Origin of the sequence: Corynebacterium hylobatis, assembly GCF_003955685.1 — a bacterium.
Classification (GTDB): domain Bacteria; phylum Actinomycetota; class Actinomycetes; order Mycobacteriales; family Mycobacteriaceae; genus Corynebacterium; species Corynebacterium hylobatis.
In genome coordinates this window covers 12,383-32,625 of the sequence record NZ_RXHJ01000019.1, presented here as the reverse complement: position 1 = coordinate 32,625, position 20,243 = coordinate 12,383, and the positions used below count along the sequence as shown (strand labels likewise).

31 protein-coding genes are annotated in these 20,243 nt (G+C 64.1%); 6 read left to right on the top strand and 25 right to left on the bottom strand.

What is annotated here, in order from left to right:
* The 25 genes from EAH68_RS12775 to EAH68_RS12670 all read right to left on the bottom strand — a co-directional run bounded on the left by EAH68_RS12775 (window position 1) and on the right by EAH68_RS12670 (window position 15,184).
* A complete protein-coding gene (locus EAH68_RS12775; RefSeq protein ID WP_126121728.1) occupies window positions 1-1,302 on the bottom strand; it encodes a head maturation protease, ClpP-related in 1,302 nt (433 codons plus the stop codon).
* Window positions 1,303-1,360: 58 nt separating this feature from the next.
* Window positions 1,361-2,833, bottom strand: a complete 1,473-nt coding sequence (locus EAH68_RS12770; RefSeq protein ID WP_126121727.1) for a phage portal protein family protein — start codon at window positions 2,831-2,833, stop codon at window positions 1,361-1,363.
* Window positions 2,834-2,835: 2 nt separating this feature from the next.
* A complete protein-coding gene (locus tag EAH68_RS12765; protein WP_126121726.1) occupies window positions 2,836-4,407 on the bottom strand; it encodes a terminase large subunit domain-containing protein in 1,572 nt (523 codons plus the stop codon).
* Between the two features lie 17 nt (window positions 4,408-4,424).
* Window positions 4,425-4,769 carry a hypothetical protein gene (locus EAH68_RS12760; protein ID WP_126121725.1) on the bottom strand — a complete coding sequence of 115 codons (345 nt, stop codon included), beginning with the start codon at window positions 4,767-4,769 and terminating at the stop codon, window positions 4,425-4,427.
* 161 nt (window positions 4,770-4,930) lie between these two features.
* Window positions 4,931-6,175 (bottom strand): AAA family ATPase, encoded by a 1,245-nt coding sequence (locus EAH68_RS15010; RefSeq protein WP_241228458.1) that lies wholly within the window; start codon window positions 6,173-6,175, stop codon window positions 4,931-4,933.
* An 80-nt stretch (window positions 6,176-6,255) separates the two neighbouring features.
* Entirely contained in the window at window positions 6,256-6,897 is a 642-nt protein-coding gene (locus EAH68_RS12750) for a hypothetical protein (protein WP_241228457.1), read from the bottom strand.
* The gene (locus EAH68_RS12745; protein WP_126121724.1) at window positions 6,894-8,105 is read right to left on the bottom strand and encodes a hypothetical protein; all 1,212 of its coding nucleotides are present in this window, start codon (window positions 8,103-8,105) and stop codon (window positions 6,894-6,896) included. Before EAH68_RS12745 ends, EAH68_RS12750 begins: the two co-directional genes overlap by 4 nt.
* A 49-nt stretch (window positions 8,106-8,154) precedes the next feature.
* Complete coding sequence (locus EAH68_RS12740) at window positions 8,155-8,391, bottom strand: hypothetical protein (RefSeq protein ID WP_164546496.1); 237 nt, start codon at window positions 8,389-8,391, stop codon at window positions 8,155-8,157.
* Window positions 8,372-8,626: a hypothetical protein gene (locus EAH68_RS12735; protein WP_126121722.1), complete on the bottom strand. Its 255-nt coding sequence runs from the start codon at window positions 8,624-8,626 to the stop codon at window positions 8,372-8,374. The genes EAH68_RS12740 and EAH68_RS12735 overlap by 20 nt, the downstream gene beginning before the upstream one ends.
* The gene (locus EAH68_RS12730; protein WP_126121721.1) at window positions 8,623-8,976 is read right to left on the bottom strand and encodes a hypothetical protein; all 354 of its coding nucleotides are present in this window, start codon (window positions 8,974-8,976) and stop codon (window positions 8,623-8,625) included. Before EAH68_RS12730 ends, EAH68_RS12735 begins: the two co-directional genes overlap by 4 nt.
* Window positions 8,973-9,413, bottom strand: a complete 441-nt coding sequence (locus EAH68_RS12725; RefSeq protein WP_126121720.1) for a hypothetical protein — start codon at window positions 9,411-9,413, stop codon at window positions 8,973-8,975. The genes EAH68_RS12730 and EAH68_RS12725 overlap by 4 nt, the downstream gene beginning before the upstream one ends.
* Window positions 9,400-9,747 (bottom strand): hypothetical protein, encoded by a 348-nt coding sequence (locus EAH68_RS12720; protein ID WP_126121719.1) that lies wholly within the window; start codon window positions 9,745-9,747, stop codon window positions 9,400-9,402. Before EAH68_RS12720 ends, EAH68_RS12725 begins: the two co-directional genes overlap by 14 nt.
* Entirely contained in the window at window positions 9,744-10,541 is a 798-nt protein-coding gene (locus tag EAH68_RS12715) for a hypothetical protein (RefSeq protein ID WP_126121718.1), read from the bottom strand. The genes EAH68_RS12720 and EAH68_RS12715 overlap by 4 nt, the downstream gene beginning before the upstream one ends.
* Window positions 10,538-10,708 carry a hypothetical protein gene (locus EAH68_RS14785; RefSeq protein WP_164546495.1) on the bottom strand — a complete coding sequence of 57 codons (171 nt, stop codon included), beginning with the start codon at window positions 10,706-10,708 and terminating at the stop codon, window positions 10,538-10,540. Before EAH68_RS14785 ends, EAH68_RS12715 begins: the two co-directional genes overlap by 4 nt.
* A 321-nt stretch (window positions 10,709-11,029) precedes the next feature.
* Complete coding sequence (locus EAH68_RS14775) at window positions 11,030-11,200, bottom strand: hypothetical protein (protein WP_164546493.1); 171 nt, start codon at window positions 11,198-11,200, stop codon at window positions 11,030-11,032.
* Window positions 11,184-11,492 (bottom strand): hypothetical protein, encoded by a 309-nt coding sequence (locus EAH68_RS12710; RefSeq protein WP_126121717.1) that lies wholly within the window; start codon window positions 11,490-11,492, stop codon window positions 11,184-11,186. The genes EAH68_RS14775 and EAH68_RS12710 overlap by 17 nt, the downstream gene beginning before the upstream one ends.
* On the bottom strand, window positions 11,492-11,782 hold the full coding sequence (locus EAH68_RS12705; protein ID WP_126121716.1) for a hypothetical protein: 291 nt from the start codon (window positions 11,780-11,782) through the stop codon (window positions 11,492-11,494). The genes EAH68_RS12710 and EAH68_RS12705 overlap by 1 nt, the downstream gene beginning before the upstream one ends.
* A complete protein-coding gene (locus tag EAH68_RS12700; RefSeq protein ID WP_126121715.1) occupies window positions 11,775-11,996 on the bottom strand; it encodes a hypothetical protein in 222 nt (73 codons plus the stop codon). The genes EAH68_RS12705 and EAH68_RS12700 overlap by 8 nt, the downstream gene beginning before the upstream one ends.
* A complete protein-coding gene (locus EAH68_RS12695; RefSeq protein ID WP_126121714.1) occupies window positions 11,993-12,640 on the bottom strand; it encodes a hypothetical protein in 648 nt (215 codons plus the stop codon). The genes EAH68_RS12700 and EAH68_RS12695 overlap by 4 nt, the downstream gene beginning before the upstream one ends.
* Window positions 12,641-12,746: 106 nt before the next feature.
* Window positions 12,747-13,019, bottom strand: coding sequence for a hypothetical protein (locus EAH68_RS12690; RefSeq protein WP_126121713.1), 273 nt, complete (start codon window positions 13,017-13,019; stop codon window positions 12,747-12,749).
* Window positions 13,016-13,831, bottom strand: a complete 816-nt coding sequence (locus EAH68_RS12685; RefSeq protein WP_126121712.1) for a phage antirepressor — start codon at window positions 13,829-13,831, stop codon at window positions 13,016-13,018. Before EAH68_RS12685 ends, EAH68_RS12690 begins: the two co-directional genes overlap by 4 nt.
* A 109-nt stretch (window positions 13,832-13,940) precedes the next feature.
* Window positions 13,941-14,078, bottom strand: coding sequence for a hypothetical protein (locus EAH68_RS14770; protein ID WP_164546492.1), 138 nt, complete (start codon window positions 14,076-14,078; stop codon window positions 13,941-13,943).
* Window positions 14,079-14,203: 125 nt separating this feature from the next.
* Window positions 14,204-14,401, bottom strand: a complete 198-nt coding sequence (locus EAH68_RS12680; protein ID WP_241228456.1) for a helix-turn-helix transcriptional regulator — start codon at window positions 14,399-14,401, stop codon at window positions 14,204-14,206.
* Entirely contained in the window at window positions 14,398-14,883 is a 486-nt protein-coding gene (locus EAH68_RS12675) for a hypothetical protein (protein WP_126121711.1), read from the bottom strand. The genes EAH68_RS12680 and EAH68_RS12675 overlap by 4 nt, the downstream gene beginning before the upstream one ends.
* A 49-nt stretch (window positions 14,884-14,932) precedes the next feature.
* Window positions 14,933-15,184: a hypothetical protein gene (locus tag EAH68_RS12670; protein ID WP_126121710.1), complete on the bottom strand. Its 252-nt coding sequence runs from the start codon at window positions 15,182-15,184 to the stop codon at window positions 14,933-14,935.
* 135 nt (window positions 15,185-15,319) lie between these two features.
* Between EAH68_RS12670 and EAH68_RS12665 the strand changes: the two genes are divergently transcribed.
* From EAH68_RS12665 to EAH68_RS12640, 6 genes are all read left to right on the top strand, one after another.
* Complete coding sequence (locus EAH68_RS12665; RefSeq protein WP_126121709.1) at window positions 15,320-15,811, top strand: XRE family transcriptional regulator; 492 nt, start codon at window positions 15,320-15,322, stop codon at window positions 15,809-15,811.
* Window positions 15,812-15,823: 12 nt separating this feature from the next.
* A complete protein-coding gene (locus EAH68_RS12660) occupies window positions 15,824-16,228 on the top strand; it encodes an ImmA/IrrE family metallo-endopeptidase (RefSeq protein WP_126121708.1) in 405 nt (134 codons plus the stop codon).
* Between the two features lie 171 nt (window positions 16,229-16,399).
* A complete protein-coding gene (locus EAH68_RS12655) occupies window positions 16,400-17,707 on the top strand; it encodes an HIRAN domain-containing protein (protein ID WP_126121707.1) in 1,308 nt (435 codons plus the stop codon).
* Window positions 17,708-17,892: 185 nt separating this feature from the next.
* Window positions 17,893-18,636: a hypothetical protein gene (locus tag EAH68_RS15005; protein ID WP_241228455.1), complete on the top strand. Its 744-nt coding sequence runs from the start codon at window positions 17,893-17,895 to the stop codon at window positions 18,634-18,636.
* 174 nt (window positions 18,637-18,810) lie between these two features.
* Window positions 18,811-19,329, top strand: coding sequence for a DUF6932 family protein (locus EAH68_RS12645; RefSeq protein WP_439647636.1), 519 nt, complete (start codon window positions 18,811-18,813; stop codon window positions 19,327-19,329).
* A complete protein-coding gene (locus tag EAH68_RS12640) occupies window positions 19,326-20,219 on the top strand; it encodes a hypothetical protein (RefSeq protein WP_126121705.1) in 894 nt (297 codons plus the stop codon). Before EAH68_RS12645 ends, EAH68_RS12640 begins: the two co-directional genes overlap by 4 nt.
* The last annotated feature ends 24 nt before the right edge of the window (window positions 20,220-20,243 follow it).

Here is a 20,243-nt window from a genome sequence, read left to right as displayed (position 1 = left end):
CTAGGAGTGGAAGGCCGCGATGATGGCGGCGGATTCGGTGGACGGGGTGTCGGTGTGGTCCTCGCGGTTGTGGCCCAGTTCGGCGCGCGGGATGGTGTCGACGGGGATGGCGAGGAGTTCCTTCTCGGCGGACTCCGGGGAGTTGGCCAGGGCCTTGATCCACCGGTCGCGGCTCTTGGCGGAAATGCGGTTCTCGCGGATCGCCTTCTCGACCAGGTCCGCGCGGGCGCGGTTCTGGTTGTCAGCGCGGGCCACGATGCCCTCGGCGGCGAGCTGGCGCAGCTCCGCCAGGGTCTCCTTGTCGACCGGGGTGGTCAGGGCGGAAGCCTGAGCGTTGGTGGTGTCGGCGAGCTTTTCGGCGAGAGCGTCGAGAATCTCGCGGGCGGTGGCTCCCTCCTCGAGGCCGGCCAGGGCGAGGATCTCGGTGGTCTCCTCATCGGTCAGCTCGAGGACGTTCTTCGGCGCGGTGTCCGCGGCTGCCGGCGCCTGGGGGGTCTCAGCGTTCGGGGTGAGACCGAGGGCTTCGTCGAGAGCAGCCAGGATCTGAGACTCGGTAGCGGTGGCGTTGGCGGTGCGGAGCTTGGCGGTGATCTTGTCTGCCAGCTTCATGGTGGGGTCCTCCTGTGGGGGCATGAGTCGGGATGGCGGTGGTGGGGCGTCGTCGCGGCCACGGTGACGCAGGGTGGCCATGATGCGGTGATCTTCGAAGTCCTGGATCGTGGCGGGCTCAGACGGGGCGGCCAGACCGGCGTAGCCGATGCTGTCGGCCAGACCGACTGCCACCGCCTCTTCTGCCTTGAACCAGGTCTCTTCCCGCATGGCTTCACGCCACTCCTCCACCGGGGTCCCGGCGCGGGTGGCGTAGATCTCTGCGAGGTTCTGCGATTCACGGTCCATGTCGGCGGCGTATTTCTGCAGCTCCTCGGAGTTGCCGAATCCCCCGCCCCAGGCGTCGTGGATCATCAGCTGCGAGTGCGGCGCCATGATCAGCTCGTCGGAGCCGCCCACGGCGATGGCGGAGGCCATCGACGCGGCGATGCCCTCGACGACGACAGTGACCTTCGCGGTATGGCGCTTGAGGGCGTTCATGATGGCGATCCCGTCCCAGACGTCTCCGCCGAGGGAGTGCATGCGCACCAGGATCGTGTTGGCGGAGATGGTTTCGATCTGCCGGGCGAAGGTGTCAGCGTCCATGCCGGTCCACCAGTCGCCGATGAATCCGTAGATGAGCACCTCGGCGCCGTACTCCGACGCGGAGGCCTGGTTCTTCACGGCCATGCGTGGCCGGGTTGTGGTTGTCACTGGCTCTCCTTAGGTATTTGGGCGCCGACCATCGAGGTGGCACACGGCGGGGATGGGGTCATGACTGGTTGCCGTCATCTTCTAGAGCTTCCATCGCCGCTTCACTTTCAGCATCAGCCACTTCGTGTGGCTTCAAGGTGATGGGGAAGGAGCCATTGTGTGCAATCCCCTCGACACCGAACTCTGCCAACGCCTCAACGGGGTCGAACCCGGAGCGGAAATCCATGCCCGCACCGTTGAATGCCTTGAGCAAGTCATCCGATGACTTTGTCGTGTCATCAACCACAGTTTCGACCTCACTCCCCGCCCCCTTCTCCTCACCCAGGGCCGGCAGGCTGTAGCGGCGGCGCAGCTCATCGCCGACCGGGCCCCGGTCCTGCAGAGCCCCGGACTGCCAGAGCTGGGCGTGCGCCTCGGGACTGAGCTCACGTTTCGAGGCGATCGGATCAGCCACAATGCGCGGGCACAGGCCCTCATGCTCGGGGAACGCGACCCTGACAAGGTCCTCGACGACATGCTGGGTGGCGGTGTCGGCGATCCAGTCCGCGATGGTCTGCTGCGCCTGGACAAAGATGTCGTTCTGGGTATCAGCCAGCGCGTATGCGCCTGCCTGCCCGTCCAAGTTCAGGAAGTGCGCGAGGACCGACTTCGTGATCGACGCCTCATGAGCCTCGATGATCGCGCGGATGTCGACGACCTTGCCGTCAGTGCCGACCAAGGCCAGCTTCGCCTTCGGGGGGAGGGAGGCACCTGCACCACGGCCTGCAGCCAACTCCTGGGCGATCTTAAGCCCGGCCTTCATATCGGCAGCGACGGTGTCCTTGGTCGCCATCTCAGAGGCGGTATACACCGGGGTGCCCATGCCCGTGCGGTGCGCGACGATGTCCTCCAGCTCCAGCAGCCGGTCGCGAAGGACAATCTTCGACCACGCCGGCCGGAAGATCGACGTCCCCGTCCACGTCGTGTCCAACGGCCGGTGCACATAGGCCACCAGACGATCCACCGGGATGGTGACCGGCCCGGTCTCATCACCCGGCGCGGCGGCCTGCGTGATGGATTCCAGGCCGCCGTCGCGTGCCACGGTGATGTCAGTGATCGTCCCCGGGGGGCGCGGTGCGAGCTTGACGAGGTGCTCCTCACCGTGTGCATCGGTGCGGTAGACCTGCTCGAAGAACATCACCCCGTAGGGCAGGGAGAGAAGCAGCTGCTCCAGGTGCTCGGACCAGGACAGCCGCCCGGCGCGGGGGGCGACGGGCTCGTCGGATTTTTCTCCGCGGACGGGCAGGCGGAGGTCCTCGGCGACGCGGGCGACGATGTGGCCGGGCGCCCCGTTGGGGTCGACCTGCCAGGCGGCGCGACGGATGGGCAGTGTGAGGGCCTGGTAGACCTCCGCGCACTTATCGTCCTCCCTCAGGAGGCGGCTCCAGGTGCGGGCGGCCTGCACTCCCTGCAGGTTGAAGTCCAGCTCTGTCGTTCCGTCCCAGAGGCTGACCTGCGCGTGCCCGATCTCGGGCGTGACTGTGTCTGCCATGGTCACCTCCTCAGTGTTGCGGGTGCCTCCACCACAAGCGGTGCGGGGATGTGCATCGGCTCGGGCTCAGGCTCGGGTACGTAGTCGGGAATCTCGAAGGTCTCCAGGCCCCACAGGGCGAGGCTGGCGGCAACGAGGTCATGGATGACACCGGTCTTGCGGGTGAAGGCGCGACCGACCTCGCCGATATGCCGCCAGTCGGCGGCCTCGACGGCCTCCGTCAACTGGGAACTTCCGTCCCAGGTCACGGTGCCCTCCTTCATTCGGGCCACGATGGTGGAGGCCGCGGTGGTCAGGGCCTGCGCCCCCGCCCGGACAGGTTCGATGCCCGCGGCGGTCAGCCGTGGGGTGATCACCGACAGCGCGGTCTTCGGGTCGTAGACGACGGCCACCGGGTCAGCGGACCGCGCGGTTCCGGTGATCAACGCCGTGACCTGGTCGGTGTCCATCTCCTCGATGGGAGCACGGTAGAGGTGCGCCCCGTACGAGGTGCGGAACGCCGACCAGACGGCCACGCCATCGCCACCCGGGGGCGTGTCCGCCGCGATGCAGCTGTCCCCCGTCTTGGCGGGCAGGACCGTGCGGGCAGCAGCAGCCAGGGCGGAGAGGTCGATGACGTGATCGCGCTTCTCGACGTCCCCAGCGCGCGGGTACCAGTCGCCCTGACCGAGGGCCTCCACGAGGAAGACCTCCAGGAGGGCGTCGTCGTTCTTCGCAGAGTTGGAGTCGTTCTGCACCTCATCCAGCTGCACGCCCGCGCCCCAGCGCGTCAACGAGGGGTTGGTCTTGATCCAGGTGTCCAGGGCGTGGGGATCGTCCCCCTTGCCCGGCGACCACTCCTTGAACAGAGTCTTGGGGGCGCCATCGATCCCGGCCCACCGCTTGGCGGAGAAGATCTTGCCGTGGCGGTGCCGGCGGCGGTTCACCGGAGAGCTGATGAAGATTTTCTGTGCTCGCGGTCGGGCTCGGGTGGTGTAGTTCATCGCCGCGTAGATCTCCTGGGGGAGGTTGAAGCACTCGTCGAAGATCAACCGGTCCACCGGCAAGCCACGGCCAGTCTTTTCCGTCCTCGTCCGGAAGTAGATCACCGCTCCGTTCGGGAACTTGATGGACTCCTTCCCGTTGCCGGTGGTGATCTCCGGGACACCGTCGTAGTCGTCTTCCCACCAGGTCATGAGGTCGTCGTTCTCGGAGATGACGTCCCACAGGCGTTTCTGCGCGTCCTGGGCGGTGTCCATGAGGTGGGCGGTGTGGAGGATGGTCTTCTCTTTGAAGAGGTAGACCCCGGACAGCTCGCTGGCGATGAGCAGCTCCCCCTTGCCGTTCTGGCGTGCCAGCGGCACAACCACTTCGGAGACGGCCGGGACAACCTCGTCGACGGTGGTACCGCCTGGATGCTCGACCTCACGGACAGTGTCACGGCACATGTCAATGAGCAGCTCGTCCTGCCACGGGAAGAGGTTCACTCCGTAGGTGTGGACGAAATCGACGGCGAGCTTTCCGCGTGCGGGGTCGCCCTCCGGGATGGAGCTGAGGCGCGGCTGCTGCTGGCCGATCAGGTGCTGGCCTGCCACCGCCACTCACCTCCCGTCTACATCCCGAGGACGTGCTTGAAGCGGTCCTTCTGCGTCTTGGTGGTCCGCTGACCCTTGATCTTGTCGCCGCCGAAGAGATCCGGGCGGCGCTCGATCCAGCCCCGGATCTCCTGTGAGGCCTTCCGTTGCACGTCGAAGCCCGGGTGAGCCTCACCGTTCACGAGGACGCCGTCCCGCTCGATGAGCGTGCGTACCTCCTCAATCTGCGCCACGAGGCCGGAGACAATTCCGACCCAGACGTGGTCGATCTCGGAGATCTCCCGACCGCCGATGATCCGCTTGCGCGCGACTCGGTCGCGCTCCCTGCGCACGTCAGCGTCAGGCTCGAAATCGTGAGCCATATCACACCCTAATTCTTGGTCAAATAGTCTTCTGACCAGCACATTCCACAGAGTGGGACGAGGCTGGACAGCTGAATCTTTCCCGGAGAGAGAGAAGGCCTGACTGATGCGCCGAGGGGACGAGTCAGGCCGCCCGCCCGCCGAGATTTTCGGGGGCGGGGTCAGATCGACGCCCACCGGAACGTCTCACCCGGTGGGACAGGTTCGGGCTCCGGCTGGAGCGCCGGCCGGGAGTCATCGCGGCTACCATCGCCGCGGCTCTTGTTGCACCGCTCATGGAGGAGCCGCGAGGCCTGCTCGCCCTTGCCGTTGCCGTGATCGGCGTGCAGCGAGCCGGATCCCGGGTCCGTGGAGTCTGGATCGTAGTCCCAGTTCCTCGTGCGGTCCCGGTACAGCGGCTGGCCACACCACCAGCACGGGGTTCCGTCCACGTGGTGGAACATCAGCTGCTCACGGGCCTGCTGATGGTCGTGGCCATAGCCTCGTTCGGTGGTGGTGCTTGGAGCGCTTGACTGCGTCCGGCGGTCCTGGGTGTACCAGGCGGCAGCGACGCGCAGCAGGTGCGGTGGGCGCTGCGCCTTGACCCGCTTCATCACCACATCCTTGCCCGGGTCGATGACGTGGATCTCGGCGCCGAGGCTGCGGTACCGCTCAAGGGTGGACGCGGCCGGCGAGGAATGGATCAGCCACACCCGATGATCACCGGCTTGCTTCAGGGCGGTGTCGATGGCGGCCTGGCGTGCCGCCTTCGTCACCGCCCTGACGTGCGGCTGGTGGGTGTGGTTGGCGGGCTCAAGTCCGGCGAAGGTGTTGGCGATCTCGTCCCAGTCGATCGTGATGTCACCGAGTCTGCGGTTCTCGCGGACGAAGGTGGACTTGCCTGATGCCGGCGGGCCGATCACCACATGGAGCTGGGCTGGAGTGGTGGTCGGTACCTCGGGATCATCATCCTCGCCGCCGGGGTCCGGGGCCTGGAAGTCACGGATGATCTCCGCATCGTGTGGCCACTGGTCCCGCCGGTCGTACCACGCGTCAACCAGCCGATGCTTGTATCCGGGCCGGTGGGCGCGGCACCGCTGCATGGCGATGTCGAACCCGGGGTCGATGATCACGAAGCGAGCGCCGAGGGTCCGCCATCGCAGTTCTTCCTCCTGGTTGAGGTTGCTCACCAGGACGTAGACGTCAAGGTCGCTGGCGTGCCGGACGGCCTCGGCTATGCCGGCTTCCCGCGCGGCCCGACTGATCCTGGTGTGAGCCTTGTCGTGGTGGTGCCTGGATTCCGTCTTGCCGGTGAGCAGGTTGGTCAGAGCATCCCCGTCGAAACGGATGTCCCCCGGCTGAGCCACGGCTCGCACCCAGGTGGACTTCCCGCACCCGGGCGAACCAGTGACCACGATGAGCGCCACTACCCTCACCTCCCCCGGGTACGCGAAAGGCCCCGAACGTTCCTCACGTTCAGGGCCCATCTCTTTCGTGCGTCAGCTTATCAAGACACACGGCCAAACGGCGGATACTGCTGGTCACCAGAAGTTTTCCGGGCTCTGACCAACACGTCCTCCAGCAGCACCAGCATGCTCCCATCCGGAGCCAACTCGCACGGGATGTCACCGTCCTGGCACCACCGGCGCACCGACCGCTCCGACACCCGGGCACCCAGAAGCCTGCCCCAGGACACGATCTCCCTGACCGTGCCCACCGTCAACGGCTCCGGAGCGTCCCGAGCGGCCGGCGGATCCACCACATCAGAGATCAGACGCACATGCGCGATGACCTCCTCCGCCGCAAGATCAGCCCACGGCATCACCTCCAACACGGACAAGTGCTCACGAAGCCACGCCGCCTGAACAGCAAGCGACCGATCCTCCGGCGCCTGCCCCACCTGATCCCGAGCATCATCGACCAGACAACCGGCCCACCCACACACCACCTGCTGGGCATCCGTCTTGAGATCCACCATCGGCACCGACACCGGCGGCCGGGACGATGGAGCATTCGGAGCGACCCCCGCGTTCTCCCCGGTCGCCACCTGACGAGGAAACACCAGATCATCCAGAAGAGGACCCAATGTCTCCAACCTCACCAACGATCTACCGAGCTCATCAAGAAGCAGATCATCCATCACCTTCATCGTCTCCTTCCCGAACGACGACCACGTTTCCTTTTCCGTCCCTGACCGAGAACAGACCACTCTCCTGTCCTTCCCTTACCGTCCCGACCCGACCCGACGAGACCAGGTCCGTCACCCTCACGATCTAGGTCCGAGCTAGGTTTTGCCATTTCGTTACATTCATCGTGATCTGGTGCTGCTGCCTGGCCTTCTGAGGCCTCGACTTCCGGCGCCTGCTGGCCTCGCGCTCCCTGATCCGCCGGCGCTGCCGTTAGAGCTGCTGCCTGGTCGGTGGGTGCTGCGGTGGTCGCGGCTGCCTGGTCATCGACGCCATCATGGCCCGACGCTGCGGGGCGTGCCTTGATGATCTCGTTGATCGGCGCCGTCACCCAGTCGGGTGCGTCAGCCAGATCGTCTCGTGGCCCCACTGGTGGCGGGGTCGAAGGGGCCGGCGCTGCCTGGGCCGGGGCGGTCGGTGCGGCCGGCGCTGCCGTGGAGGCTGCTGCCTGGCCGTCGACATCTGCCCCGGCGGCTGCTGCCTGGCCGAGATCAAGTCGGGTTTGCCTGTCAGAGACGGTGATGTTGTTCTCCTGGGCCCAGGGGTGGGAATTGATCCAGGAGATGCTGGATGGTGTGTAGTAGACCTCCTCGCGGGTGGGTTCAGGCCTGAGCTGGAGCTCGTGGCCGTCCTTGCGTTTGCTGTTGCAGCCCTTGCAGGAAACGACCAGGGTGTCGGTGGTCGAGTCCTTGTGGCTGGAGAGTGAGTCGTATTCGCCGCCGCGGGTGCCGCGGCGGTCGTTCCAGTTGACGGTGCGTCCACACCAGCGGCAGACGTCGCCGTCCCGGACACGGACGCTGATGATCAGCTCGTGGTTGCGTTTGTCGGCGGACCGACGACGGTCGATCTCCACTTCCTCCTTGCTGCGCATGTGGAGGAAATCTTCGTCCTCGACGATGCGGAACAGTCGACGGCCCTCGACGTCGATCTCCTCGAGGAGGGCGGCGGACATGAGGGCGTCGGTGATGCGTTTCGGCTGGGTCGGGGCGAACGTGGCGATCAGGCCGGGCTCGATGACGTAGTCGGTGAGGTGGGCAGCAGCGACGGATGCCGAGATCACCAGAGCCCCGAAGGCAGCGTTCTTGAGGTCATGGTCGTAGCCACAGGCCTCGAGCAGGCGGAACATCTTCGGGTGGGTGGAGAGGTTGTCTCCGGCGCGGAGCCACGGCACGTCGGCGGCCTTTCAGGTGGTGGGTCATCAGGTGGGCGATCAGTCGAGGTCAGCCATAGTGGCCCTCCTCATCATCGAGCAGAGCGTGCAGGCGGATCTTGTAGTCCTGAGCGTCGACGAGAGCTGCGTCCCGGGCGCGGGCAAGCTCGGCGATCTCGTCGGCCTGGGCGACGATGGTGCGAGCGGCCTTCAACGTCATCAGGTCATCGTGTCCACGGGCCTCCATGCGCGCGATGTAGTCCCGTGCTTCGTCCACAGTCATGAGGTCATTCGGCTGCTGGGGCACGGCCGGCCTCCTTTCGTACGGTGATGAGGGCCTCGATGAAGAGGTCGAGCTGGTCAACCGGGATGCCGACGAGAAGGTCCTCACCGGTGCCAGTGCGGATGGTGTCGGTAGTGGCAGTGTCACCGCACATGGTGAGGATCTGCGGGGCATAGGGGCTGGTGGGGGTGGCGACCCACCACTGATCCGTGCCGGCGTAGATGTTCATGCCGGTCCGGGTGATCTTCAACTGGGTCATGCTTTTCTCCAATCTCGCCACCAGGTCGGGGCGAACAGGCCGAGGATGGTTCCAGAGCCGAGGTTTGAGGGGACGTCCAGGCGGACGTCGATGGACATGTTGACGCCGGTCTCCGTGCGGACCGCTTCGACGGTGCCGGTGCGGCCGTGACGGTCGACCAGGCGGTCACCCACGGCCGGCAGCGGTGGCTTGACCACCGAGTCGCCCGGCGCGACGTCGGGGCCGGGGTTGGGCCCGTTCATGGTGGCGACGTGGTGGCCGGCTGCGGTGATGTCGGCGTAGTGTTCGCGGCCGTCGTTGGAGGGGAGGTTGCCGATGGGTGTGGTGAGGTCGAGAGCGAGTTGGTTCATGCTGCTGCTTTCTTCTGGCGTGCGGCGCGGGAGAAACGCGGGTAGCAGACCTCGCACATGCCTTCGCCGACGTGGGGGCGTTGTGCTCCGCGGAGAGGCCGGTCTCGATCCTTTTGGGGTTGGAGGGGGCGACGGCAACCGCGGCACTCGGTCTGGACCAGGTCGCTGTCCTGCTTGGCCCAGTGAGCGACGAAGTCGGTGTGACGGCCGGCGACGACGCCCTCGATGTGGATGCCCTGTGCCTCGTGGTCGGAGAGCATGGCCTCACAGGCGTTGAGAAGTGGGCAGTGGACGCAGGCGAGGCGGGCTGCCTTGTGGCGGGCCAGGACGTCGGGGATCTTCTCTCCGGTGTAGCGGCTGTCCCAGAGGGACGGGCGGTCCGGGCGGGCCCGGTTGGCGGTGAGCTGGCAGATGCCCAGAACATCACTGGCCTTCATTCTCTGGCCTCAGCTTCTCTTCGATCTCTGCGAGTTCCTCACGGAGCCTGGCAGCCTGTTCTTCCAACGCCCGGCGCGCGACATCAACGTGGTAGTCCTTGTCGAGTCCGCAGAGTTCGTAGAGGTCCATTTCGTAGATGGCGGATAGGGCGATGGCTTCATGGATTCGGAGCGGCTGGGCTTCAGTTTCCGCTCGTCTTAGGGAGGTCTCGAACATGGGAATGCCGAGTTTCTTGAGACCTTCCAGGACATCACGACGTGACATTTTTTTGCTGTTGCGGACGCTAAGGATTCTCTGTCCGATTTCTTTGGCGGTTGGTATCACGTTGGTCATGCGATTCCCTTCGGTGGGACAGCGCGGAGAACGCGCACGGTCGGTGCGGAGGTGGGGGCCGGCTGGCCGACGTCGGCGGGGTCATCCGGGCCCTCGGGGTTGTCGTCGAAGTCCATCAGGATGGTCTCCGCACCTCCGTCATCGGGGTTGTCCGGTTGGAGGGGCAGGTGGGCGAGGTAGCCGGCGACACGGTCACCGAGGACCATCGCGCGCGACATACCCGCATCCGAGGAGTGCAGCGGGCGGACCTGCAGGTCGACACCGGTCGCGGTGGCCACAGCCGCGACCTTCTTCCACTGCGCCGGCGACAGGTGAGCGCACTCCCCCGGAAGGGAATCCGCAGCGCGGGCCAACATCGCCTCGACGTCACCGAGCCACGCACCATCGTCGAACACCAGCCGGCGGACTCTGGTCAGGCGCAGGCCGAGGTCGAAACCGGTCTCGTCCGTGATGGAGACCCGGTCACCGGCGATGATGAGGCCGAGAAGCGGGTCCTCCTCATCCTCACCGGCCTTGACCTTCATGCCCTGGATCTGGTGCGCGGAGGCCTTCGAGATCTCGATGACCTCGTCACGGTCGTGAACGATATCGACCATCGTGGTGCCCACGGTGATCCCGACGATCATGTTGTTCTTCGGGTCCCGGGCGCACACCAGCAGGTTCCCACCGGAGGCCTGCACCCTCAGCTGCACCATGTCGTAATCGCTGTTCGGGGCGACTGCGTGCGCGGCTTTCAGCGCGGCCTGGAACTCCTGGCCGAAGACAATCACCTTGGACGTCTCGGTCGTGCTCATGCTCCTACTTCTCCTTCCTCTTCCTCAATGTCCTCGATCAGCGGCAGCTGGCCAGGTATCTGCGGGATCTTGGTGTGGTCACCACGGGCGACCCACTTGAAGATGCTCACCCGCCTGCCAGCGTCAAGCCCCTCCCACCACTCCCAGGCCAAGTACTCCTCATCCATCGCTCCCCCTCGGTCGCAAGCCGAGGGACTCACGCAGATGCGGCGGGCAGACCCCCTCCCCCGGTGACCGGATGGACTGGCGGGCGGGGCAGGTGGCCATGTGGTTCGTGAACATCAACCGACCGTCTTCCTGCGCGCGCTCCCACTCCACGCCCCGCAGCGGGCGGGTCCGCCGACCCTTCTCAATGACCCACCGCCCGGACGGATCCGGGGACTCATCCAGGGGGACGGGATTGCCCTCACGATTGCGGGCCCACTGGATCGGGGCGTGACACTCCCGGCACCAGGCACGGCCGGCGCGCTTCCCGATCTTCTTGCTCGTCACCATGTGATCACCGCCTGGTAGAACCAGAAACCGGGGATGAAGACGATGGCGGCGAGGAGACCAACCACGACCAGCAGGACGAGGGCTTCCTGTGCCTGGTCGAGGAGATCACGGCCCTCGAAGGGTGAGCACAGCTCATTGAGGTCGTCGTCAGGCCACATGTGCATCGACGGTCACCTCCCAGCGGGGCTGGGCGAGCGGGATCCGGTCGGCCCAGTCGAGGACGGCGGCCAGGACCGGGGCCTGCTCCTTGTCGAGATCCGTGGCCCACTTGCGGGCGACGTCGGTGGCCACGAACTGCCGGCTGCGAATGGCCCGGCGGGTGGCCAGGCGCATCGCCGGGGTGTGCGGCCACCTAGGGATGGCGGCGGTGAGGTCACCCATCTCGATCATGCGGACACCGTCGATGACGTCCACGCCGATCAAGCGGTCCTTGGCTACGGGGCACGGGATCCTCATCAGGCACCACCGCGAGGTGAGGTGCTCACCTTGAAGACATCGGCGACAGCGAGTTCCTGGTCGACCCGCGCCTCGAAGTCGGCGATCACCCGGTTGTTGAAGCCGATGAACGCCCACTCGATCATCGCCGCGACCGTATCCATCCGGTCCTCCAGGCCGATACCTTCCACGCCGTCATCGAGGAAGGCACGGTGGACCTTCCCCACACAGTCCTCGACAGCGTCGCGGATCTTCTCAGGTGCGGTACCAGTGACGGACACGCCGTCGATGTTGCGGGTGACCCTAAGCACTGCGACCCTCCAGGACGTCGAGGGCGGCCGGGGTGAGGGTGTATCCGTGGAAGTGTTCGCGCAGCTGCGTGACCTGTTCCTCCAGTTCGGTGACGTCCGATTCGAGGAGATCATGGGCTCTCTCCAGCGCCTCGAGACGCAGCGACTTCGCGGCGCTGGTTCCAGCGAGGACAGCGACAGCAGCGAGGACAAGCAGAATCAGAATGATGTTCATCGTTTCGTTCCTTCCAGAATGGGGAAATCAGTGGTGGTGGCAGCGAGGCTCTTCTCCAGCACGCGGTTACGGTCGACGAGAGCAACGTTCGCGGAGATCAGATGATCCGCGTGTTCCTTCGCGTCGTCCCGGGCCTTGCGGGTCGCCTCATGCTTCTCCTGCTCTGCGATGAGAGCGTTCTGCAGACGGAGAAGCTCCTTGCGCTGGCGCTCCGCGATGGTGCGGGTGCGCTCCAACTCCGCGGCCATCTGGCGGATCGTGTCGGTTTCCTGCACCGACAATGAGGAGTTGACCTTGCGTGCCTCCACGAGCTCGGCGGTCAGCTCCTCGATCAGGCGAGTGTCCTCCGGCCGGGCACCAGCCGGGATGGCTTCCAGCGCCGGCCGGTTGCTCCCTTCCTTCAGCTCCGCGATCCGCTCCTCCGCCCGCTGCAGCTGACGATTCGTAGAGAGCACTGCCTCAAGCGCGTCCTGGCGCTCCCGGTCAACCGCACGAATCTGCGCCGCTGCCCCCCGCAAGGTGGTCGTGACCGTCTCGAGCAGCGCGGCCGACGCGGCCGCCACCGACTGCCCGGATGTGGGGGCCGCAGGGAGGTCAGGGATCGGTCCGAGAGCCGACCAGTCGATGGTCCTGGTCTCGGTCACAGCGCACCTCCGATGAGCAGGGCCAGCACGAGCACGGCTAGGGCGGCGTACCAGCTCCACGGCGCGGACGGCGTCGACACGGTCTTGGTCTCATGACGGTGGATCATCAGGCTTCCGATCCTTCGACGGTGACGTTGTTGGCGAAGATCTCGATCTTGACGAGCGACTGTTCCTTGTTGTGCAGGGAGAACTGCGAGACGCGGGTGCCTGCCGGCAGCTGCAGGTCGACGCCGTCGACGACGACACGGGCACTGTTGGACCTCCGGTCCCGGTAGATCTCGACGTTGTCCGAGATCTCACGCCGGAGTCGGGCGGCGTCGATCGCTTCCTGTGCGAGCGTGGCTGCGGCAGAGCGGGACGGCATACGGTCGGGCTTCATGAATTGAGCTCCTGCTGGAAGAGGGTTGTCTGGTCAGAGCCGCCGAGACTGCGGTGCAGCTGGTGGAGGCCCTTCGGGGTGATGCGGATGGTGGGGTTCGGTTGTTCCCACTCCTCGGTCCGCTCGTTGAAGAACGGGGCGGAGAGTTTGTGCGTCAGGCGGCCGGTATCGATGGCCTTCTGCTGCGAGGCTTCCCAGTGGGGGCGATGGCCCTTCGTTCGAAAGATCCAGCCGATGGTGGCCATGTGCTTGAACAGGCGATCCCTGCCGAGGGAGATCTCCGGGTCCCGCGATAAGACCTTGGCCGCGGCACTGACGGAGAAGTCTCCACCCGGCGCGGCGAGGTGCTCCCAGGATTTGGCGGGTGCCTCGAGGACGCGGGCGCGGTTCTCGGCGGCTGCTGCGCGCTCGCGGGATGCCTTGAGGTCGGTGGCGAGCTTGATGAGGGTGTCGGGGTCGGTGAGGATCTGCTCGACGGTGGTCGGTGTCATGTAGGCACCGTGTCGGCGGATGGAGGGTAGGACCTCGCGAGTGACCCAACGCTTGAACTCCTTCGCCTCTACTTTCCGGGAGCGCAAGATCGCGGCGTAGAGACCTGACTCGGTAATGACGGTCATGATCTGCGCGCCACCAAGGGTGGGCAGATTGTGCCCACCCTTTTCGTCCTCATCAAGGTTGCGGGTCATGTCTTTCGCGGAGGCGTAACCGAGGATTCTGGCTACATCAGTGGCCACCCAGCGAGGTTCACCATCCTTGGCCAGGAACGCGCGGACGTCGTGTCCGCGGAAGTCGAACATCTGAATCTCTGCCATGAGGCCTCCTTCTTGGTGTCGTGCGTCGGTAAGGCGCAGCAGTGTGCTGCACCTCGGTGCCCGCGGGGAGGCTCGAACTCCCCTGCCTGCCGGTCGGGCGGTTGGTGGCCTACTCGGTCGGGGTGGAGGAGCCCAGGAGGAAGTCGGCGCCGACGCTCCAGATGGCCTTGATGAAGGCGAAGACGCCGTCAACCAGGCCCTCGGTGTTGGAGGAGAGGGCGGTGAAGAACTCGTGGAAGGAATCCATGGGTGTTGAACCTTTCGGTGTGGGGTGATTGCGCACAGGTGTGCGCGGTGCCCGGGCGGGGAGTCGAACCCCGGCCTGCAACCATTCGGGCCATGTGCCGCCAGCCGGCGGCGTGGAAAGTGACGTCAGGCGCCGAGGCGGTAGGAGTTGTCCTCGACCAGGGCCTGGACTTCCGCCGCGTCGTAGCGGATGGACCGGGGGCCCAGGCGGATGCGGGTCAGCCGGCCATCGGTGGACCACCGGCGGACGGTCCGCGGGTGGACCTTCAAGAGGTCGGCAACCTGCCGGCCGGTCATCAGTTCCGGCACAGGTTTGGTTGTCACAGTTCGTCCTTTCGGAACTCGGTGAACTCCTCGACCAGGGCGACGACCGCGCGGCCGGCCTCGGAGTCCAGGGGGATCTCGTCGACGTCGGGCAGGCTGTAAACCTCGTACTCGGTCTCGCCGTCCATAAGGCTGCGGACTACCTGCCACTTCTGATCGTCGTGGTTGACGATGTAGTTGCGGTCCACGCGATGGCGGCCGTCGCAGTCGCGGTAGAAGTCCATGTCCTTGAGCAGCACCCGGTGGGTGATGTGCTCCTTGATGGCTGCGACGATCCTCTTGTGGCGGGGGTTCGTGGTGGACAGGTCCCGCTGGGTGGCGGTGCGGAAGACGTCCCAGCTCTCGGTGGTGCGGTGCTCGCGGGCCCAAACAGTGAAGATGTCCCCGTCGTCCTCGACAGTCCACTCGCGGGTGAGCCACCCGAGGAGATCGTTTCGGGACGCGTTAAGGCTGGTAATCTGGGTGCTGGCCTCCTGCTGCATCAGGGGGCCTCCTTTCATTTCAGGGGTGGGATGGGGAACGTTCTGTTGATCAAGCGGCGGGCTGGTCCTCGACGAAGGCCCCTTTCTGACCTGTGACTTCGTCGAGGATGTCCATGGCACGGAGGTGGGCTTCGCGGCGCTTGGCGATGACTGCCGCTTGAAGCACTCCGACTCCGTGGCCGTAGCGCATTGCCTCAAGTTCTCTTTCGCTGACGCCGAGGAACTTCGCGACGTCGCTGTCGCTTTTGGCGTCAATCATCTGAGCGATCTCGTCGAGCGCGCCCGGTCGAACCTTGTGCATCTGACCCCTCCTAGTACATTTTGTATCCGGCAGATACATTATGCACACCAGCAGTTCAGAATGTCAACGGGAACGAGATGATTAGATATTTCCCCAGGTGTTGACGCATACATTTTGCAGCTGCATAATGTAGTCATGGACTTCGAAACCTGGCTGCATAGCCTCCCGGGATCCCCCACGCCGTCGATCGCCGCTAAACGATCCAAGCTTCAAGGCCCCACCCTGATCCGCCATGCACAGCGTGGCCGCTCCACCGCCGACAACATCATCCAGATCGCCCGCGCCTATGAGGTCTCCCCCATCGATGCCCTCGTCGACACTGGCTTCCTTGACGCCGACGAAGTCGCCTCCGAAAAGGTCAGTCTCAAGCGAGCCTTCGCCCAGGCATCGATGGCCGATGCGCTGCAGCTGCTCGTCGACAAACTCAACGATTCAAACCTCTTTGAGGGAACCTTCACCGTCGATGACATCGAGGCCGAGGCATCCGCTGCCGTTCGATCGCTGCCCACTCCCAATGTTGATCCGGCCCCCTACGACGACGACGCGCTTATCGACGCCATCAACAGCGGCCAGGCACAGGTGGCCGCTCAAGAGTCCACGGAGCCCCTGGACGAGGAATACACCTAAGGAGAAGTAGACATGGACAGCCTCCTGGAGGCACGCCTTGCCTCTTTGGGCGTGCACCTGGTCGAGTCCGGCCGTCTGAACGACAGCCTCAACGCCGCCTACCACCACGACACCCGCACCATCGTCGTGCGCTGGGGGCTTGACCCGGTCACCCGGCGCTGTGCCATCGCGCACGAGCTGGGCCATGCCCACTGGGGCCACGACTGCTCGACCCCCCGCTATGAGCGTGACGCCGACGAGTACGCCGCCGAGCTTCTCCTGACCCTCGACATCGTCGAGCAGGCCTCCCTCGACCTCGACCATGCAGCCCCGGCCGTGGCCGCCGAACTCGGCGTCACCCCTTACCTTCTCGAGGTATGGATGAAGCTCTACGAAACCGGCCGCATCAAACCGAACTACGACTGCATTCTCGAATAGGCCTTCAGGATGGCGTGGGAGTGGGCAGCATGATCCCCCCATCAGGGCAATCGATCACCGTGACACAGCAAGTGAAGTAAGCTCACATCCCGGCGCGCTAGCAGTCGAGCTGGGTGTCACCGTCGAATATGTAAATCTCTGGCGGGATCTTCATGAAAGGACTTCAGTTCAATGACCACTGGACTACCGACCTATGATGTGTCCTCGCTATCGAAAGGTTTGCGCACCGAGGTGAAGGGAACGTACTACTACCCTGATGCGCTTCAGGCGATGATGAAAGCTCACAGTGGTCGGCAGAATTCTGATTTTACGGCTGAAGTCACCATCGTCCCTGAGCCAGACAACCCCCATAGCGCCTCTGGAAATACATTGTCAGTTCGGTGGCGTGACCGTGTCATTGGGCATATTCCCTCCGAGCTGTCTGGGAACTTTCAGCAGCTGCGGCGTATCGCTGCCTCTGGCTTCGATCCTTCAACGTTGGCTTCCGTGTGGGTGTCGAAGGACTACGAGAATCAGTGGCGTTTCGATGCCTCGGTCCAGCTGGGGGCGCCGGATCTGCTTGTTCCGCTTAACGACCCACCAGTTGATGGCTTCGCGGTGCTGCCTTCAGGTAATGCGATCCAGGTGACCAAGGAATCTGATCACATTGATGTCCTGGCGGACTATGTTCCACCATCAGGCGAAGGGCACCTTCTGGTGACTCTTCATGTGGTTGAAGCGGGAATCCGCGCCAAGTGGGAAGGCATCGAAGTCCGTTTGGGTGGAGAGAGGATCGGCGAGCTCACGAAGGCAAGCTCCGAGAAGTACGTTCCGGCGGTCCGTCACTTCGACGATCTCGGTCTTCTCACCGTGGCTCACGCGACCATCAAGGGATCATCCTTGGCTGCCGAAGTAACTCTTCATGCTGCCCGATCCAGTGAGCTATCAGAATCTCAGCTCTCCCCAATCGAATACGCCCCGATCCCCCGGCTGGTCGATTTCGAGGAGAACCCGAGAAACTACCCGGTCGCTGATCGCTGGCCAGGAGAATCCACACAACGGCAGAACCGTCCGCCGTCCCAGTCCTTTTCGATGCCCTTGCATACGCTGGCGAGACCAGCTCCTCTCGATTGGGGAGAGCTGCTTGCACCGGATGGGGCTCGCCGTGCGAACCTCTTTCAACGCGGTGTCGTGCGGGCACGTGTCCGCACCGCGTCAGCAGACAACTCAGCTCCCCGCATCGACTACGCGACCGTAGGCCAGTGCGAGCGCATCATGCAGGCCCATGGCGGAGACCCGGCGCGCGTTCGAGAGTTCAGCGGTCCCCTGCTGATGGGCCTGTGGTGGGTCCTGCTGGTGCTGCTGGCGATCGTCGCTCTTATCGGTCTGGTGACTGCCCCCGTGGGGCTCATCTTCACCGCTCTGGCCGTTGGGCCTTTCGTGTACCACTACATCACCCGGGCCCGTCTGCAGCCTCCGTTCGACAAGCAGCAAAAGTAGAACGCATACTCAGGAAAGAGTTCATGATAAAACTTCGCATACCGTTCGCTGCAGGCATCACAGCTTTGTCGATGGTTCTGGGAGCGTGTGGAAACGCCGATTCTGATGATTCACCCGCTGCCACATCCGCCACCGAGTCAACCTCCGAAACCCCTACGCTCAGGGACCCCGGAGAGGACATAGGTATGAGCACTGTGGGCAAGGAGGCCGGCTTCGATTGCGTGGCCTTCGAAGACTGCTCCGTACTGTTCACCGTCGAAGCAATCGAGCCCCTCGACTCCTGCCCCGGGATCGCGTTCGACGAACAGCCTGCCGACACCATCCTGGTGCACATCCCCGTACTCATCAAGACCAAGCCCTCCGACTTCGAGTACGACCCCGGCTACTTCACTATCAGGTCCGAATGGTCAGCCCTGACCGAGGATGGGCTCAACCACCCCCTCGGGTCCTCCACCTGGTGCTCGAACCCAGCCGACGAAACCCCCTGGATCTCACAGATCCATGTCGGCGATACCGTCCGCCACGTCCACTACGCTGACGTCCCCATCGGTACGACGGAGATCAGGCTCACCGAGGACCAGACCAGCGGCCGATGGACGTTCCCTGCCCCTGACCTGCAGACCACCAGCCACGTCTCGGAGGTTCCAGCCGCTCCTGCAGCACCCGAGGTCGCCCCCGCTGCTGCACCCACACCCGCGGCACCACCGACACCAGCGCCTGCACCCGCCGTACCTGCCGTCCCTGCGCCGTCCCCAGCCCCCGCACCAGTGATCGGATTCACCGGCGCCCCCGGCCACGATCAGCCCCGCGTCCTGGACAAGACCATCGCCTCCTGCGGTGACCCCATGATGCACGAGACCGGCACGACGTTCTTCACGGACGGCACCAGCGGTTGGACCCAGGACTGCGCCAACCAGATGGGGTACTGACCCCCATCCGCGCCACCCGGCGCGCCGACGGCACCACGTGAGGCCCCTGAACCAGCACGGTTCAGGGGCCTTGCCTATCCACCATCCCGACACCCCCAATGCCCGTTTACGTCCCCCCAAGTCCGCTAATGGGTAATGTAATTTCACGCCCAGTCCGCCCTTGGAGGTACTACATTGTCAGCCGCACCCCTTCCATCTTGGAACGCCAGCGGACTTTTGGACCCCGGCGCGCACGCCACCGATCTGGACGGCGTCTATGACCGATTTGTCACCGATGCCCCAGAACGTCAGGTGCGGGAGCTACTTTTCCAGTGCTTGACCAGCTACATCGAAATTGTCCGACCAGCAGTTGGCCCGTCTAGGCTGTGGATAAACGGCGGGTTCGCGATGCAGAAGCTTGAAGCGCCACGTGATGTAGATGTCGTCATCTTTCCTGAGGATGTTGATAGCTTCAACAATCGCACCCAGGAGGAACTAGACGAGCTTGTCGAGTTCCTCACGCTGCAGAGTGTTCTAATCTCATCTCCGTGGATGACCTCCATTCCCAGGCTCCAGCCGATGGCCGGCGCGCTGGACGCTTTTATTTCAACTCCAGACTTGGCGCCCTCCTGGTTCGAAACTTGGAGTAGCGTGAAGCGCAACGGCGTCTACTGCCCAGGAGAAGTTAAAGGATTTGCGGAGGTGAAGGTATGACAAACCCACTGAGACGTGCTCTCGAGGAGCATGCTTTCGACGATTCGCCGCTGTCCCGCCTGGCTCGAGGATCCTTGCTTGCAGGCGAGCAAAAATTCTACACTCCCCGTTCATCGCTCCTTGAGGTCGAGATAGATGGCCCGCGAGTGGATGCCTACGTCAACGCTCAGGTTTCCATGGCTGTCATGGACAGCGTCGCGCACTTTGCCAAGTCTCAGCTGGATACCGCAGCTGAGCAAGTTCGCATCACCCAGCACTTCCGTGAGAGCCTCGGTTTCCGCAACCTAGGGTCAAGTGGGAACAAAATTCTTCTCGGTTTCCCTCATTCCATCCCTGATGAGAACGCCGCCCTTATTGACCGGAGAGAGAGTCCCTCGAAGGCTGAAGCTTCAACTCGAAGCCTCACCCAGGTTCTACCTGAAAACCAACAGGATGATTCTGCTCTAGATGCTGCCCTTGGACTTCGCACCCCTGAGAGAATCGGTCTCCAAAAACTATCCGAGACGATTGACTCCCTGAGCCGATCAATCGAACTGACCCTCAAGATCAGCGACGGCAGACAACTCGGTGGCCAATTGACTTCTGAGCAAGCTCGAGTCCTCAAAGAATCGTTAAGCGAATCCGAGTACGAAAACTGGACCACTGAAGTCGTTGGAGTTCTGGATGGCATGCGCACTCGACGACGCCAGTTCTTCCTAGAAGTCCCCGGCCAAAGAGACATCGCGGGCACGATCGACGAAGAGCTACTAGAAACTCTCCCCCTGTTTATCAATCAAAGAGTACGTGCGACAATCGCTTGCCGACGCAAGAAGCAAGCCTCGGGAAGGACTGGGCGGACAGGTTACCGTCTAGTCCGTATCGACTCAGCACCACGAGAGCTTTCTCTGTAGTTCAGCCATAGAGTTACCTTCCGT